The organism is Pseudomonas sp. CVAP#3 (assembly GCF_018986375.1).
In the GTDB taxonomy this organism is placed as follows: Bacteria; Pseudomonadota; Gammaproteobacteria; order Pseudomonadales; family Pseudomonadaceae; genus Aquipseudomonas; species Aquipseudomonas helvetica.
In genome coordinates, this window is record NZ_JAHMSC010000009.1 from 54023 (window position 1) to 70700 (window position 16678).

General features: G+C 59.2%; 14 protein-coding genes and 4 tRNA genes. 4 read left to right on the forward strand and 14 right to left on the reverse strand.

The window, feature by feature from the left end:
* Positions 1–152 precede the first annotated feature (152 nt).
* The 7 genes from KRR23_RS16815 to rluD all read right to left on the reverse strand — a co-directional run bounded on the left by KRR23_RS16815 (position 153) and on the right by rluD (position 5245).
* Positions 153–229 (reverse strand) — tRNA-Pro (locus KRR23_RS16815).
* Positions 230–327: 98 nt separating this feature from the next.
* Positions 328–403, reverse strand: a tRNA-Lys gene (locus KRR23_RS16820).
* Positions 404–408: 5 nt separating this feature from the next.
* A tRNA-Pro gene (locus KRR23_RS16825) sits at positions 409–485 on the reverse strand.
* A 9-nt stretch (positions 486–494) separates the two neighbouring features.
* A tRNA-Asn gene (locus tag KRR23_RS16830) sits at positions 495–570 on the reverse strand.
* A gap of 296 nt (positions 571–866) precedes the next feature.
* Positions 867–3431, reverse strand: coding sequence for an ATP-dependent chaperone ClpB (gene clpB, locus KRR23_RS16835; protein WP_216743425.1), 2565 nt, complete (start codon positions 3429–3431; stop codon positions 867–869).
* Positions 3432–3560: 129 nt separating this feature from the next.
* Entirely contained in the window at positions 3561–4286 is a 726-nt protein-coding gene (gene pgeF, locus KRR23_RS16840) for a peptidoglycan editing factor PgeF (RefSeq protein WP_216743426.1), read from the reverse strand.
* A complete protein-coding gene (gene rluD / locus KRR23_RS16845; protein ID WP_019691637.1) occupies positions 4283–5245 on the reverse strand; it encodes a 23S rRNA pseudouridine(1911/1915/1917) synthase RluD in 963 nt (320 codons plus the stop codon). The genes pgeF and rluD overlap by 4 nt, the downstream gene beginning before the upstream one ends.
* 152 nt (positions 5246–5397) lie before the next feature.
* Between rluD and KRR23_RS16850 the strand changes: the two genes are divergently transcribed.
* The 4 genes from KRR23_RS16850 (at position 5398) to KRR23_RS16865 (ending at position 9694) form a co-directional block, all read left to right on the forward strand.
* Positions 5398–6414, forward strand: coding sequence for an outer membrane protein assembly factor BamD (locus KRR23_RS16850; RefSeq protein ID WP_123583149.1), 1017 nt, complete (start codon positions 5398–5400; stop codon positions 6412–6414).
* 124 nt (positions 6415–6538) lie between these two features.
* Positions 6539–6772: a PP0621 family protein gene (locus KRR23_RS16855; protein WP_123583150.1), complete on the forward strand. Its 234-nt coding sequence runs from the start codon at positions 6539–6541 to the stop codon at positions 6770–6772.
* Positions 6762–8351, forward strand: a complete 1590-nt coding sequence (locus KRR23_RS16860; RefSeq protein WP_216743427.1) for an ATP-binding protein — start codon at positions 6762–6764, stop codon at positions 8349–8351. Before KRR23_RS16855 ends, KRR23_RS16860 begins: the two co-directional genes overlap by 11 nt.
* A complete protein-coding gene (locus tag KRR23_RS16865; protein WP_216743428.1) occupies positions 8348–9694 on the forward strand; it encodes a sigma-54 dependent transcriptional regulator in 1347 nt (448 codons plus the stop codon). The genes KRR23_RS16860 and KRR23_RS16865 overlap by 4 nt, the downstream gene beginning before the upstream one ends.
* A gap of 80 nt (positions 9695–9774) precedes the next feature.
* Here KRR23_RS16865 and thiO read toward each other — a convergent pair whose 3' ends face one another.
* The 7 genes from thiO to KRR23_RS16900 are packed head-to-tail and all read right to left on the reverse strand — an operon-like array spanning position 9775 to position 16557.
* On the reverse strand, positions 9775–10875 hold the full coding sequence (gene thiO / locus KRR23_RS16870; RefSeq protein ID WP_216743429.1) for a glycine oxidase ThiO: 1101 nt from the start codon (positions 10873–10875) through the stop codon (positions 9775–9777).
* A 56-nt stretch (positions 10876–10931) separates the two neighbouring features.
* Positions 10932–11333 (reverse strand): type IV pilin protein, encoded by a 402-nt coding sequence (locus KRR23_RS16875; RefSeq protein ID WP_054595524.1) that lies wholly within the window; start codon positions 11331–11333, stop codon positions 10932–10934.
* A 15-nt stretch (positions 11334–11348) separates the two neighbouring features.
* Positions 11349–14456 carry a pilus assembly protein gene (locus tag KRR23_RS16880; protein WP_216743430.1) on the reverse strand — a complete coding sequence of 1036 codons (3108 nt, stop codon included), beginning with the start codon at positions 14454–14456 and terminating at the stop codon, positions 11349–11351.
* On the reverse strand, positions 14443–14922 hold the full coding sequence (locus KRR23_RS16885) for a PilX N-terminal domain-containing pilus assembly protein (RefSeq protein WP_216743431.1): 480 nt from the start codon (positions 14920–14922) through the stop codon (positions 14443–14445). The genes KRR23_RS16880 and KRR23_RS16885 overlap by 14 nt, the downstream gene beginning before the upstream one ends.
* A gap of 11 nt (positions 14923–14933) precedes the next feature.
* A complete protein-coding gene (locus tag KRR23_RS16890; protein WP_216743432.1) occupies positions 14934–15644 on the reverse strand; it encodes a PilW family protein in 711 nt (236 codons plus the stop codon).
* Complete coding sequence (gene pilV, locus KRR23_RS16895; protein WP_216743433.1) at positions 15641–16087, reverse strand: type IV pilus modification protein PilV; 447 nt, start codon at positions 16085–16087, stop codon at positions 15641–15643. The genes KRR23_RS16890 and pilV overlap by 4 nt, the downstream gene beginning before the upstream one ends.
* A complete protein-coding gene (locus tag KRR23_RS16900; protein WP_054595520.1) occupies positions 16084–16557 on the reverse strand; it encodes a GspH/FimT family pseudopilin in 474 nt (157 codons plus the stop codon). Before KRR23_RS16900 ends, pilV begins: the two co-directional genes overlap by 4 nt.
* Positions 16558–16678 lie beyond the last annotated feature (121 nt).

The window sequence follows — 16678 nt, forward strand, 5'->3', positions numbered from 1 at the left end:
GGGAATGCCTCTAGGGACGCTCCGCGTCCAGTGACGCAGAGCGTCACGGGCTGCATTCCCACGCGGGAGCGTGGGAACGATCATTTATAGCGATAGCGGATTTCAGCAGGCAAAAAAAATCCCCGTATCTTTCGATACGAGGATTTTTAATATGGTCGGGGTAAGGGGATTCGAACTCCTGACATCCTGCTCCCAAAGCAGGCGCGCTACCGGACTGCGCTATACCCCGGTAAAAAAAAGGCACCCTTTTAAAAGAGCGCCTTCTTCGATCAGCGCTTTTGGCCTCTGATCTTAAGATTCGATTCCAGCGCTAACTGGTTTCAAAAATGGTGGGTCGTGTGGGATTCGAACCTACGACCAATTGGTTAAAAGCCAACTGCTCTACCAACTGAGCTAACGACCCAAAAATGGTCGGGGTAAGGGGATTCGAACTCCTGACATCCTGCTCCCAAAGCAGGCGCGCTACCGGACTGCGCTATACCCCGGTTTGAAATTGGCTCCGTGACCAGGACTCGAACCTGGGACCCAATGATTAACAGTCATTTGCTCTACCGACTGAGCTATCACGGAACTACATATTTCAATTACAACTGTGAAGCTTGCTTCACCTCTTCGACCCGTTCGCATCGCTGCGTTCGTGTGTCTGAGGCGCGCTATTCTACAATCTTAAGCACCTCTGTCAACCCCCTAAATTGCTTTCAAGACAATGATTTGCAACTTATTTCAGATTTCTCCTTGGGGAGAAGAAACCGCTGGGGTGACTTACTGCGGGGCGCACTTTACAAGCCTTTTCCTTACAGTTCAACACCCTAAGAAAAAAAAGGCCCCGCGATGCGGGGCCTCCTCCATTACCGTGCCGCGAACGCTCAGTTGAAAACGATTTCGTCGTTCGCAACGGTGGCCGTCACGGTGGCGCCAGGCAGGAAACTGCCGGACAGAATCAGCTGAGCCAGCGGGTTTTCGATCCAGCGCTGGATCGCTCGTTTGAGCGGCCGTGCGCCATAGACCGGGTCATAACCCACTGCAATCAACTTATCCAGCGCCTCGCTGCTCAAGTTCAGTTTCAGCTCACGCTCGGCCAGACGGCTGCGCAGACGACCCAACTGGATCTCGGTAATGCCGGCAATCTGATCCCGTGCCAATGGCTCGAAGATCACTACTTCGTCGATCCGGTTGATGAACTCCGGACGGAAGTGCGTCGACACCGCATCCATCACCGCCGCACGTTGCGCTTCACGATCACCGACCAGTTCCTGGATCTGCACCGAACCCAGGTTGGAGGTCATGACGATCACTGTATTGCGGAAATCCACGGTGCGTCCGTGACTGTCGGTCAGACGGCCATCTTCCAGCACTTGCAGCAACACGTTGAACACGTCCGGGTGGGCCTTCTCGACCTCGTCCAGGAGGATCACCGAATACGGCTTGCGACGCACCGCCTCGGTCAGGTAACCGCCCTCCTCGTAGCCCACGTAGCCTGGTGGCGCACCGATCAGCCGCGCAACGGAATGTTTCTCCATGAACTCGGACATGTCGATCCGCACCATCGCCTCTTCGGTATCAAAGAGGAATTCGGCCAAGGCTTTGCACAACTCGGTTTTACCGACACCGGTCGGGCCGAGGAACATGAACGAACCGCTTGGGCGATTCGGGTCGGACAACCCGGCACGAGAACGGCGCACGGCGTTGGCCACCGCCACCACCGCTTCGTTCTGGCCGATCACGCGTTGGTGCAACAGGCTTTCCATCTTCAGCAGCTTGTCGCGCTCGCCTTCGAGCATTTTCGACACCGGAATACCGGTCCATTTCGACACGACTTCGGCGATCTCTTCTTCAGTCACCTTGCTGCGCAGCAACTGGTTTTCGCTCTTGCCGTGCTGGTCGACCATTTGCAGGCTGCGTTCCAGATCCGGGATCACCCCGTACTGCAACTCGGCCATGCGGTTAAGGTCGCCTTTGCGGCGGGCAGCTTCCAGTTCCTGACGGGACTGTTCGATTTTCTGCTGGATCTGCGCAGAACCCTGCACTTCGGCTTTTTCCGAATTCCAGATTTCTTCGAGGTCCGAGTACTCGCGCTCGTGACGAACGATTTCTTCCTGAAGCTTTTCAAGACGCTTTTTCGCCGCTTCGTCGCTTTCTTTCTTCAGCGCCTGGGATTCAACCTTCAGTTGAATCAAACGCCGCTCCAGACGATCCAGCACTTCCGGCTTGGAGTCGATCTCCATGCGAATGCGGCTGGCCGCTTCGTCGATCAGGTCGATAGCCTTGTCCGGCAGCTGACGGTCGGTAATGTAGCGATGGCTCAACTTGGCCGCCGCAATGATTGCGCCGTCGGTGATCGCCACCTTGTGGTGAACCTCGTAGCGCTCTTTCAGGCCACGCAAAATCGCAATGGTGTCTTCTTCACTCGGCTCGTCCACCAGCACTTTCTGGAAGCGCCGCTCAAGGGCCGCGTCCTTCTCTATATATTGGCGATACTCATTGAGCGTGGTCGCGCCGACGCAATGCAACTCGCCACGGGCCAGAGCCGGTTTGAGCATGTTGCCAGCATCCATCGAGCCTTCGCCCTTACCGGCACCGACCATGGTGTGCAGTTCGTCGATGAACAGGATGATCTGACCTTCCTGCTTCGACAGTTCGTTGAGCAGGGATTTCAGGCGTTCTTCGAACTCGCCACGGTACTTGGCACCGGCAATCAGCGCGCCCATATCCAGCGACAGCAGGCGTTTGCCTTTCAGGCCATCCGGCACTTCGCCATTGATGATGCGCTGGGCCAGGCCTTCGGCGATCGCGGTTTTCCCCACGCCAGGCTCACCGATCAGCACCGGGTTGTTTTTGGTACGGCGTTGCAGAACCTGAATGGTCCGGCGAATCTCGTCGTCACGGCCGATCACCGGGTCGAGCTTGCCTTCTTCAGCGCGCTTGGTCAGGTCAATGGTGTATTTGTCCAGCGCCTGACGCGATTCCTCGACGTTGGCGTCATTCACCGCTTCGCCGCCACGCAGGTTGTTGATCGCGTTTTCCAGGGCTTTTTTGCTGACGCCCTGACCCAGCAACAACTTGCCGAGTTTGCTGTTCTCGTCCATGGCGGCGAGCAGCACCAGCTCGCTGGAGATGAACTGGTCACCCTTTTGCTGGGCCAGGCGATCGGCCTGGTTGAGCAGACGCGCCAAATCCTGCGACATGTTCACGTCACCGGTGGGATTCTGGATTTTTGGCAGATGGTCGAGCTCTTTGCTCAACTCTTTGCGCAGGCTGTTGATGTCAAAACCGACTTGCATCAGCAACGGCTTGATCGAGCCGCCCTGCTGCTCCAGCAGCGCTTGCATCAGGTGCGCAGGTTCAATACCCGGATGGTCGAGGCCGACAGCCAGGGATTGGGCGTCGGACAAGGCTAACTGCAATTTACTGGTTAAACGGTCTATACGCATTGGTCACCTTCCTTTGAGCAGGCCGGAGCGATGGACACACCTAAATAGAGAAACCTGCCAGATACCCCACTAGATGCGGTCAATTCTGGAAGATTCAAGCAGCGTTTGATTGACGCAGATCAGATAAGTCTAGCGTTCGAGCCAGACCAGGGAAGCAAACCGACCGGTGCGCGGACTGCGGCGGTAAGAGAAGAAGCGTGGATCGGTCACGGTGCAGAAGCCGCCACCGTAAACAGCAGTAACACCGCAGGCTGCCAGGCGCAGGCGCGCCAGCGTATAGATGTCGGCCATGAACTTGCCGGCGTTATGGCTCGGGACGAAGGCCTGATCGGATTCCGCGAGTTGCCGGACAAAGGCTTCGCGAACTTCCGGGCCGACTTCGAAAGCTTTCGGACCGATGGCCGGGCCGAGCCAGACCAGCACCTCGGCAGGGTCTACGGCCAGGCTTTCGACGGTTGCCTCCAGCACCCCCGCCGCCAGACCGCGCCAACCGGCGTGAGCGGCAGCGACACGCGTGCCAGCGCGGTCACAGAACAACGCTGGCAGGCAGTCCGCCGTCATTGCCGTACAGGCGATGCCCGGCGTGGCCGTCCAGCTGGCATCAGCTGTCGCCACTGTAGTCGGGTCGGCACAGGCCACGGTAACCCCGTGAACCTGTTGCAACCAGGCCGGTTGAATAGAGAAATGATCGGTGAGGCGACGGCGGTTCTCGGCAACCGCTTCAGGGTTGTCGTCGACGTGATCGCCCAGATTGAGGCTGTCGAACGGCGCCAGACTGACGCCGCCCGCCCGGGTGGTGACGCAGGCTTTCACCCCGGCAGGCAGAGGCCAGTCAGGAATCAGCCAGTCAATCATCCGATGAACGCCTCACGGTCTTGCTTGAGCAGCGACAGCAACCAGACGAAATCGTCCGGCAGTGGCGACTCCCAGCTCATGCGCTTACCGGTGGTCGGATGATCCAGTTCCAGGAAACGCGCATGCAGCGCCTGACGCGGGAAATGTTTCAGCGATTCAACCATGGTCACACTGGCTGCCGGCGGAATACGGAAGCGACCGCCGTAGGCGGGATCTCCGACCAACGGGAAGTTGATGTGGGCCATGTGCACGCGAATCTGGTGCGTACGACCGGTTTCCAGCTTGACCCGCACGTGAGTGTGGGAGCGGAAACGCTCGAGCACGCGGTAATGACTGACCGCCTGCTTGCCACCTTCCATCACCGCCATGCGCTGGCGTTGCTGGCCGTGACGACCGATCGGCGCGTTGATCTTGCCGCCGGCAGTGACCACGCCGATCACGATGCATTCGTAGATCCGGCTGACGCTGCGGCTCTGCAACTGCGTAACCAGCTGCGTCTGCGCCTGAATGGTCTTGGCCACGACCATCAGACCGGTGGTGTCCTTGTCCAGACGGTGCACGATACCGGCGCGCGGCACATTGATGATGTCCGGCACGTGGTGCAGCAAGGCGTTGAGCAAGGTGCCGTCGGCATGACCGGCGGCAGGATGCACCACCAGGCCCGCAGGCTTGTTGATCACCAGGATGTCGTCATCTTCATAGACGATGTCCAGGGCGATGTCCTGAGCAACCCATTCTCCTTGAGCTTCCTGCTCGGCAGTCAGCTCAAGGATGGCGCCGCCGTGGACAATGTCTCGCGGGCGGATAACCGCTCCATCCACAGTCAGGCGGCCGTCTTTGATCCAGGCGGAAAGGCGCGAGCGCGAGTGCTCAGCGAATAATTGTGCGGCGACTTGATCGAGGCGTTGGCCGCCCAGTTCGGACGGCACCTCTGCGCGAAGTTCAATTTTATCGGACATGCTCAGACTAGGCGTCGGCTACAGCCTTTGGTTTCGGCTGCGCGCTTGTGGTTAAATACGGCGTCTTTTGCCCCGAGGCTTTTCAACGGGGCACTCATCATAACAGGACGGCCCCGCCCAAGACAGCGGCCGTCATAGGGACGCAAGCCGCCATGCAAGTGAAACACCTGCTGCTGATCGCCATCCTCGCATTGACCGCTGCTTGCTCATCGAAGGAAGTCGTCGACGAAAACCTGAGCGAGGTCGAGCTGTACCAGCAGGCTCAGCACGATCTGGATAACAATAGCTATACCAGCGCCACCGCCAAGTTGAAGGCTCTGGAATCGCGTTATCCGTTCGGCCGCTACGCTGATCAGGCTCAACTCGAACTGATTTATGCCAACTACAAGAACGCCGAGCCGGAGGCTGCCAAGTCTGCCGCCGAGCGTTTTATCCGCCTGCACCCGCAACACCCGAACGTAGACTACGCGTACTACCTCAAGGGCCTGACCTCCTTTGACCAGGACGTCGGCCTGCTGGCGCGCTTCCTGCCACTGGACATGACCAAGCGTGACCCGGGCGCCGCACGTGACTCCTACAACGAGTTCGCCCAGCTCACCAGCCGTTACCCGAACAGCCGCTACGCGCCAGACGCCAAGCAACGCATGATTTATCTGCGCAACCTGCTGGCGTCCTACGAGATTCACGTAGCCGACTACTACCTGACCCGTCAGGCGTACGTTGCAGCGGCCAACCGTGGTCGTTATGTAGTGGAAAACTTCCAGGAAACCCCTTCGGTCGGTGACGGCCTGGCGGTGATGGTCGAGTCCTACCAGCGCCTGCACCTGGACGAACTGGCCAACACCAGCCTCGAAACCCTGAAGCTCAACTACCCGAACCACCCGACCCTGGTCGACGGTCAGTTCGTACCGCGCGTTGCCGAAGCCGACAACCGTTCGTGGATGAGCAAGGCCACTCTGGGCCTGATCGAATCCCGTCCACCGCTGCCGCCGGGCGAAACCCGCGCCAACCAGGACGTGATGAAGCAGTTCCAGGATGCCAAGGACGCGATCCCTGCCGAGCTCAAACCTAAAGAAGGCGATGCGGTTGAAGAACAGCCGCACGAGGCCGAAGGCAACAGCAGCGACCGCTCGTGGTTCAGCCGCCTGACCTTCGGTGTGTTCGACTGACACCCGGATGCGCTAAAAAGGGAGACTTTCGAGTCTCCCTTTTTTATGGCCGCGTTTTATTGCGCTGTGCGCTTCTCCAGTCCTTGGCTAAACTGCCGGATTATTCATTGCAAAGCGGCTCATCATGCTTCGTTTACTGTTCTGGATTGCCCTGATTGCTGCAGCGGTATGGTTCTGGCGCAAGTTCAAGCGCCCGGCCGAAACCTCCCATACGCCCAGCGAACTCGATGCACCGCCCATGGTTCGCTGCGCCCATTGCGGTGTACACCTGCCACGCGACCGCGCGCTGAGCCTTCAACAACAGTGGTATTGCAGCCAGGCTCACCTCGAGCAAGGCCCGAGTTCACGTGATCGCTGAGATCTCGAGTCTCGGCGACAAACAGGCCCAGCGACTGCTGCGCCTCTATCATTTCTACCGTTTAAGCATCGGCCTCCTTCTGGTGCTGTTGATCTCCAGCAACATGGACAACCAGTTGCTGGAATTCACCAATGACGACCTGCTGCGCAACGGCAGTTGGTTGTACCTGATTCTGAATATCCTGCTGGTGGTATTTGCGGGAAACCCCAGGCAACCCGCACAGGTCTTCGGCCTCACGCTGGTTGATATCCTGCTGTTGTCAGCGCTGTTCTATGCCGCAGGTGGCGTCCCCAGCGCCATCGGCAATCTGCTGATCGTGTCCGTGGCGATCGGCAATACACTACTGCGCCGGCGCATCGGCCTGCTGCTCGCGGCAGTCGCCGCCATCGGTATCATTTCCCTGACTTTCTCCCTGAGCGGCAGCCACCCGACTGGCGCCAATCACTACTTGCAAGCCGGCACCCTGGGCGCCCTGTGCTTTGCCGCAGCCTTGCTGGTGCAAGGCCTGACCCGACAACTGGAGGTCAGCGAGAGTCTGGCCCAGCAGCGCGCCAGCGAAGTGGTCAGCCTGGAAGCGCTCAATGCGCTGATCCTGCAACGCATGCGCACCGGCATCCTGGTACTCGACAGTGAGCGCCGGGTTCAGTTGGCCAATCACAGCGCCTTGAGTCTGTTTGGCCAGACACACCTCGACGGCCAACTCATCGACGATTATTCGACAGCTCTGGTCGAGCGCCTGCAACTCTGGTTCAACAACCCGACCTTGCGCCCACAAAGCCTGAAAGTCGCCCGCACTGGCCTGGAACTGCAACCGAGCTTCATCGCGCTGGGCCTGAACGAACAACGTCAGACCCTGGTATTTCTCGAAGACCTTGCCCAGGTCGCGCAACAAGCCCAGCAACTCAAGCTTGCAGCGCTGGGCCGGCTGACCGCAGGCATTGCCCATGAAATCCGCAACCCATTGGGTGCCATTAGCCATGCGGCGCAGTTGCTGAACGAGTCTGAGGAACTGATCGGCGCCGACCGGCGTCTGACGCAGATTATTCAAGACCACTCTCAACGCATGAACCGAGTGATAGAAAACGTCCTGCAGCTTTCACGGCGCCAGCAAGTCGTACCGCAACGGCTCGACTTGAAGCAGTGGCTGGAGCAGTTCGTGTGCACGGTGCGCGAAGGAGCAACGGATCGCCAACAGATTCATCTGAACGCCGGTCCAGGCCCCTTCACCACCTTGATAGACCCAGACCAACTGACTCAGGTGCTCGATAACCTGTTGCGCAATGCCTGGCGCCACAGCGCCCTTGCGCACGAACAGGCCGAAGTCTGGCTCACGCTGTTTATCGACCCCGACAGTCAGCTTCCAACCCTGGATGTGCTGGACAATGGCCCCGGCGTTTCAGCGGAGCAGCAAGCGCATTTGTTCGAACCGTTCTTCACCACCAGTAGCCAGGGTACTGGCCTGGGTCTCTATCTGTCCCGTGAGCTGTGCGAAAGCAACCAGGCCCGCCTAGACTTCAAACCACGCCAAGGCGGCGGCTGCTTTCGCATCACCTTTGCTCACGGACGGAAACAGAGTTGAAGACAAGCCCACGGCAAAAAGTCCTGATCGTCGATGACGAACCGGATATTCGCGAACTTCTGGAAATCACCCTCGGCCGAATGAAACTCGATACGCTGAGCGCGCGTAATGTCAGCGAAGCGCGGTCGTTGCTGGCCCAGGAGCGGTTCGACCTGTGCCTGACCGACATGCGGTTGCCCGACGGTACCGGCCTGGAGCTGGTGCAGCACATTCAGCTGACCCATCCCTACGTGCCCGTGGCGATGATCACCGCTTATGGCAGCCTTGATACCGCCATCAATGCGCTGAAAGCCGGGGCCTTCGACTTCCTGACCAAACCGGTGAACCTCACCCGACTGCGCGAGCTGGTGGTCAGCGCCCTGCGCTTGCCGGTCGCGGGCGACGCTGCCAGTGCCATCGATCGCCGGCTGCTCGGCGACTCAGTGCCCATGCGCAACCTGCGCACACAAATCGACAAACTGGCGCGCAGCCAGGCACCGGTGTACATCAGCGGCGAATCCGGCAGTGGGAAGGAGCTGGTCGCCCGGCTGATTCATGAACAAGGCCCACGTAGCAGCCAGTCGTTTGTGCCGGTCAACTGCGGGGCAATTCCGTCCGAATTGATGGAAAGCGAGTTTTTCGGTCATCGCAAAGGCAGTTTCAGCGGCGCCATCGAAGATAACCCCGGGCTGTTCCAGGCGGCTAACGGCGGGACGTTGTTTCTCGATGAAGTGGCCGACTTGCCGCTGGCGATGCAGGTCAAGTTGCTGCGCGCGATTCAGGAGAAGGCCGTACGCAGTATCGGTGGACAACAGGAAGCCATCATCGATGTGCGAATACTCTGCGCGACCCACAGGGATCTGGACGCCGAAGTGGCCGCTGGGCGCTTTCGGCAGGATTTGTACTATCGGCTGAATGTCATCGAGTTGCGCGTCCCGCCGCTACGCGAGCGCCGTGACGACATCGAGCTGCTGGCCAGTCATGTACTCAGGCGTCTCGCGGCAGGCAGCGGCTTGCCGGCCGTCCATCTCCATCCGCAAGCCCTCGATGCACTCAAGCACTACCGTTTTCCGGGCAACGTCCGCGAGCTGGAAAACATGCTCGAACGCGCGTACACCCTGTGCGAAAACAAGCAGATTGAAGCCAGCGACCTGCGCCTGACTGATGGCAATTGCAGCGCCGATAGCGGATTGCCGGACCTGACGAAAATCGACAACCTTGAGCAGTATCTGGAGAACGTCGAACGCAAACTGATTCTCCAGGCCCTCGAAGAAACCCGCTGGAACCGCACAGCGGCGGCCCAGCGGTTGAACCTGTCGTTTCGGTCGATGCGTTACAGGCTGAAAAAGCTGGGGCTGGACTGAGGCCGTTTTATATAGACGACCCGGTCACTGTGGCGAGGGAGCTTGCTCCCTCGCCACAGTCTGTGTTTTTGCCTGAAGAACTAGATTCGCCCGGTCGGTGCATAAGGCGCCGGATCGATAACCGGTTCGCGCCCCAGTATTACATCCGCAAACAACTGACACGACGCCGGTGCCAGCACCAAGCCGTTACGGTAATGCCCGCAATTGAGCCATAACCCGGCAAATCCGGGCACTGCGCCAATGTACGGAATCCCTTCCGGCGAACCCGGCCGCAGCCCTGCCCAATGCCCGACCACCTCGGCCTCGGCCAGCGCCGGAATCAGCTCGACCGCCGAGGCCTTGAGGCTTTCCAGCGCGGACTCGGTCGGTGTCTTGTCGAACCCTTCGTGCTCCAGCGTGCTGCCGATCAGGATGTGTCCGTCCCGGCGCGGAATGGCGTAACGGCCCTTGGCCAGAATCATGCTCGACAGGAAGTCAGACGCGCACTTGTAGAGAATCATCTGCCCCTTGACCGGCTCGACCGGCAGATCCAGGCCCAGGTTTTTCAGTAAATCACCGCTCCAGGCGCCAGCGGTCAGTACCACCTGATCGCCATGGATCGGGCCTTTTGAACTCTCGACGCCCACTACCGCATCGCCTTCACGAATGAACGCGCTGACCTCGCATTGTTCGTGAATAGTCACGTTGGGCAGCGCCAGCAAGGCCGCCTTGAGGGACTTCACCAGTCGCGGGTTACGCACATTAGCGACATCGGCCATATAGATCGCCCGCGAGAACCCCGGTCCCAATACCGGCACGGCATCGTGAGCAGCCGAGATATCCACAGGGCTCAGCGGACGATTTTCGCGTTTTGCCCAGGCCAGCGCCTCAGCCTCGTCATCCAGATCCAGCCAATACAGGCCTGTGGTGTGCACCTCGGGATCGATTCCGGTACTCGCAAACAGACGCTCAGCCAGTTGTGGATAAAAATCCTGGGACCAGTGGGCCAATGCAGTGACCGCCGGGCTGTAGCGCCACGGGTACAGCGGCGAAACGATGCCGCCACCGGCCCACGAAGACTCCTGCCCCACGTTCGAGCGATCCAGCAGGACCACGCTCTGCACGTGCGACGCCAGATTAAACGCGGTCAGCAGGCCGATCACTCCACCGCCGACAATCACCACTTGCTGTTGCTTGGCCATCATCTGATCCAACGATAAAAAAGACAGGGGGCGCCAACGCGCCCGAGGAAAGGTACTCAGCGACCCCAGCAATCTTTGGTGGTCAGCCCGGTTGTCGCATTGTTCATGCCTCTGACGCCGGTGTTGCTGAGGGTGAAATCCCCACACTTGTCACTGGCCATCGTTGACCCGGCCTTGCGCACGGCGGTGAGCAGGAAGGTCTGATCAGTCAGTGTCGGGGTAATGGTGTAGTAGTCATTGCCGGCACTCAGCCCGGTAGCGTTGCTGTACACATTGTTTTTCGAATAGAACCGTTCAAGGTTTTGTGCCTGCTCGGACAGCAGCCCGGCAATTTCGGTGCGATGGCTTCGCTTCACGTACTCGGTAAGGAGTGGAGCGGAAATGGTCACCACAATCCCGATGATCGCGATCACGATCATGATTTCGATCAGGGTAAAACCTTGGTTGGATCTGCGCATTGCCTCAACTCTCACTTACTGTATTTGTCGCCACATGATTCGACGGCTGCCGCCGCCGGATTTTTCAACCAGAGTGGTGATGCCGCCACTGGAGTCGTTCACGATTTTACGGGCCGCACTGTTGACGATCGCATTCAGCGTCGGAATACCACCGGTAAAAATCACCCCGCTGGAGATCGTGTCGTTCGTGTCGACCAGGCCATCGCCATTGGTGTCGAGCACCGCATAGTTGAGCATCTTACCGCTGAACGCATCGAGTTCGACCAGTTTGCCGGTGCCGAAGCTCGAACAGGGATCCGTGGTGTCGATGCTGGCCGTGGTAAATACAATTCGCCCAAGCACCAGGGCTGCCTGGTTGATCACCCGTTCACCGGTCAGGGCATTGTTGTACACCAGCGGCAAGTACCAGCCGTTCTGCGCCGGATAGGTCACGGGGTTCTGTGAGGTAGTGATGAACTGCCCCCCGGCGGTCCCCGTGAAGACCCCGGTCACAGCCTGCGCCTGCAAGCTCGACACGCTGATCTGCCCCGAGCCTCCATCGGCATCCCACACCCCATAGAACGCTTGCAGGTCCTTGCTGAGCTTGTCAGCAGTCTCGTTGAATTTCCCGGTGCCGAAAAACACCTCTTTGCCGTTGATCGGATGGTCCGCCAGCAACGGTTGCGCAGTGATCGGCTGCGTCGCGCCGCCCGGTGCAGTGAATAGCGGCTTACCGGAAAAGGCCACGCCCCAGCTGGCGGGGTTCGAGCTGCTCAAGTCGAACTTCCACAACCGGCCTTTCAAATCGCCGCCATAGGCCGCCTGCACAATGCTTTGCGAGTCGACCTTAAGCTTGACCGATGACAGGCCATTGGTGGTTTCGGTGCTGTCGATAACGATTTTCCTGATCAGCGAACCGTCGCGAATATCCACCACGTACAGCGCGGCAACACCCGAATTGCTGCCGTAGCCATTGGAGATGAAGGCCGCCCAACGACCATCGGCCAAGCGTGCCACTTCCGGCCGTGCGTAGGCATAACCCAGGTCATTGAAAGCGTTCGCGGTATTGGCGGTGGTCGGTGCGCTGATTTCCCACAAGGCATTGGTCACGTTCCCCGCCGTCCCATCGAACAGCTGCACGGCGTAAAAGGTCTTGCCGCCCGCCCCCACGCCACCCAGGGCCAGGGTTTTCCAGGCGCTGTTGAGCTGGGCATCGAACACGCCAACCTGGCCATCGTTGAGAAACTTGTGGCTGGTGCCATTGATGTAGGCGGTATCGGCGATGAAATGCAGCGACGACAGCACGCTGGAAGGCATGTAGCCGTAGCGCCGCGCACCGTTGCCGGCGTTGATGACATTCACGAAGCCGTCGTTGGCATTCACCACCAGGCTGGTGTTCATGTTCGCGGCCTTGCTGGTCAGGAACGTGCTGTAACTGGTGCTGCCGGCCAGGTCCGAAGCAGTTTTGTCAGTGGGCGATGCCAGCGTCAATGGCGAGTTGATGATGTCCCCCAGCAGCACGGTACGGGTCTTCAAGCCGGCTTTATTGGTGCCCTTGCTCCACTCCACCAGATCGCTGCCGCTGATACCGGTCGGCAGGTTCTGGCTGAGGCTGGTTTGCTGGGTGCTGGAGAAGTTGCCGTAGGCCAGAGTGACCACTGCGTTGGTCGTGGTGTTCCAGGACTGATAGGTCGGTGCCGTCGCACCGGGGACGATGGCTGTGTCGGTGGTCCACAGCACGGAGGCGGTGTTCACGGTGCCGCTTGCGGTGAAACCAAAGGATTTGATGGTGCCGCGCCAGTCCTTGGGATCGTAGCTGGTCTGGTAATAACTGGAACCGCTGGCCACCGTGTTGCTGCTGGTGACGCCGCTGCCACCCGAACCGGCCTTGGCAGTGATGTCGCTCAAGGCTGCCGATAACGCAGCGTTGAGGCTGGCGCTGTCGGTTGCCTGATAATACTTGCCCTGCCCGTAGTTGGCCGCATCCGACAACATCTGGTTGGCAGCGGTAAAACCCACGGTGTAGGTGTTCATGTATTGCTTGGGGAAGTCCGTCGATGCCCAGCTTTTGCCTGCCGCGTCGGTGCCGGTGGAGCGCATGTCTATATCGAAGGCGAACTTGGCAATGTCATCCAGGTACAGAGTATCGCCTTCGGCATCACCGTTGAGGTCATTGCCGTCATTGTTGATCCCGTCCCAGTTGGGCAGATTTTTACCGCCCAAAGGGTCGTTGTTCGGGAACGTTCGGTCGTAGGTTGGCAAGCCATCGGTTATGACTACGCCGTAATTTTTCTGACAGCGATACTGGATCGGGCTGGCATAGGTTTTCGGTGTCGAGTTGTAGTAGGGCGTCATCCCGCGAAAATAGCGGGTGATCTCATAGTAGGTTTCCGCCAGCGGGGTGTTGGTTACCGCGCTTAAGCTATTGATGGCAGAAATCAGTGCGTTGTAGTTCGCATCGGCCTGGGCCTGGGTCACGCTGCCGCTGACCGGCGCCAGATCACTGATGGAGCGGGCGATATATCCACCATTCCCGGGGTCGTTGTTGGCCGGGGGATTGAAGGTCGCAAGACCAATACGCAGTGAGCGGTTGCTGGTAACCAACGTAGTGGAAACGTTGCGCGCCACGTTGATGCGGTAGTCGTTGGGTATCGAGCCGTCGGTAAAGTCACGGTTCTTACCGTTGGCCAGGCTTACCACGTAGGAGATGTAGTCGTCGTAATAACGGGTATTGCCGTTGCCCACCGGGTCGGGGAGCTTGAGGCACAACGGCGTGGTGCTGTTGTTGTAGAACGCGTAGTAACCGTTGGAACAACCGGACGTCGGCAGGCTGGACAGAAAGATCGGATCGCCGACGATGTCTGACCCACTAAAACACGACCCGAAAAACGCATTGCATTGCTTGGCCGGGGTCCGCGACACCGTCGGGTCAAAACCGGGAGCATAGATGATGCTGTTCATGCTCCCCGAATCATCGAGCAGCAGCATCACGTTTGGCGCGACAGCCGACGCGCCGAGCAGCGGTGAATCCGATGGCGTGAAGGCATACGCCGGAGCGGCCAGATAAAGACCCAGCAGCCAGCCGCAGGCTAACTGCGTCAACCAATGGCGCGGCTCCCGACGACGAGCCTCAGTATTTCGCATAGATGCTCTCCACCACACTGCGCGAAGTACCCGCCAACCCGACGGCGGTGACCCGATAGAGCGTCGCCGAGGTGTTGCTCGGAATATTCACTGCGCCCTGTGTGGTGCCGATGTTCTGTACGCCATAAAAGCCGCTGCCGGCAGCGATCCAGGTCACCCCGGAGGTGGCGTTGAAGCCCGCGGCCGTGATCACTGAAGATTCGGCCGGCGGGGCACACTGGGTGGTATTGGCACATGCCGCCAGGGTATATGCGCTCAGTTGTACGGCGCTTTCACCGATCCGCAACGCTGCCTCTGCGCCCTGGAAAGATTGATTGCGCAGCGTCACGCTGCCGGCCATTTTTTCCTGGAGCGTGGCGTTCTGCATCGACGAGATACCGATCAGCGTCAACAACAGCAGAAACACCAGGCTCATCAACAGCGCCATGCCGCGCTGGGCGTGTGCCTTGAGGGGAGAAAGAATCATCGGCATCTCCTCTACATCAACCGGTTGCGCAAGGCGGCAACCACGTTGAAGGTCTGATTGCGCACACGGTTTTTGGGGTCCGTCAGGGTCAGGGTCAAGCGCACACTGCGGATTCGCGTCGGGTCGGTCGGATTGCTGCTGTAACTCGACGCGGCAACATCGGTGGCGCTGGTGGCCATGCCGAAGGTCACGTTGAAGGCACTGACGTTGTTCACCAGTACCGCCGATGCGCCGGCGGTGCCCGTGGTCATCAGGATCTGGCCATTGCTGAGGCTATAGGCCAACCGCCGGATCGGAAACGCCAGTTGCCCGGCTGCCGGGGTGTGCGCCCCGGTGTAGGCTGTTGCGCTGGTTCGGCAGTCAGACACCACGGTCCAGGTTGGCGCGCCACCGTTACCGCCGACATCCGAAGTCACCAGGGTCAGTTTGAGCGCCGTGTTATCCCAACTGATCGGAGTGATCTGGTTGGCACTGAAGTCACCGGCCGAGCTTGCATCGGTAATCGTCCCCAGGCAACCGAACATGCCGACCATACGGATTTCCTGAATCATCTTGCTCAGGACAAACCGCGCATCCTCCTGCATCCCGGCAGAGGTGTTCTGGCTGATGTAGGTGCTTTTCGCCGAGATGAAAATTTGCGCCACGCCGAGCACCACGATCAGGCTGATCGCCAGGGCGATCATCAGTTCGATCAGACCAAACCCTCGGGAAGAACGGTTCATGGCGTCACCAGCGGATCGACGGTAGCGCGACTGCTCAGGACAAAGCTGCGGGTCGAACTGGCGGCTGCTGCGCGCGAATCATCCCAGGTGATGGTGATGGTATACACCCGCTGGTTCAGGGTGATGCTGCCCGTAGCGGTCGGGCCGCCGAAGTTGGTGATATTGGTGGTGAAGTCATACAGGTCCTGATCCCGGGTGACATTCAAATTACCCGAGGTCGGCGGCGTGACGGTGTAGTCGGCCCCCGAATTGGCGCGAATCCGGTCCATCATGTCGTAGGCGATAAAGCTCGCCTGGCTGGTCATCAGCGAGCTGTCGGTGTACTTCAGCGCATTCAGCTGAGTCGCCGCCGCGCCCAGTAGCCCTACGCTCAGAATCAACAGCGCAACCAACACTTCGATCAGTGTCATGCCGTCCTGTGCACGCGATCCCGCTCCTGTCATCCGCAGCTTCCACCCAAGACAATCCGTCCGTTTAAACACACGCTGAGCGTCCGGCTCTGCGCCCCTGATACGTAATTGAACAGCACTGCCGTGGCCGGTGCCGACAACCCACCCAAGTTGTTGAAATCGATGCTGGTCACTCCAGAGGTTAGCGTCAGAGTGGCGCCGCTGCTCATTGCCGGAATAACCCGCAATACATTCGCCGGCGAGCCGGTGCTGTCGTACACCGTCAACTCCCCGGTCCAGACGCTGCCGCCAGCGGTTGGCCGGATGCGCGTGGTGATACCCCGGTCGATCGCCTCCAATCTTGCGTAATTGAGCCCTCGCTGCAGATCACTGATTTCGGTATCGGCCTTGGCGTTCTGTATAGAACTGTTGAACGCCGGTACCGCCAGGGTAAGCAGAATCGCCATGACCGCAAGGATCACCAGCAACTCGACCAACGTGAAACCTTTTGTACGATGATTCATCGCTGCCCTCCGCTGCCAACGACTACACCTAGCTGTAACAAGCTAGAACATTCAACCGGTGACCGTCGGGGTGTTTTCACACTCATTGCACAAACCAGCGCCCTCTCCAGGGAAGGAGATG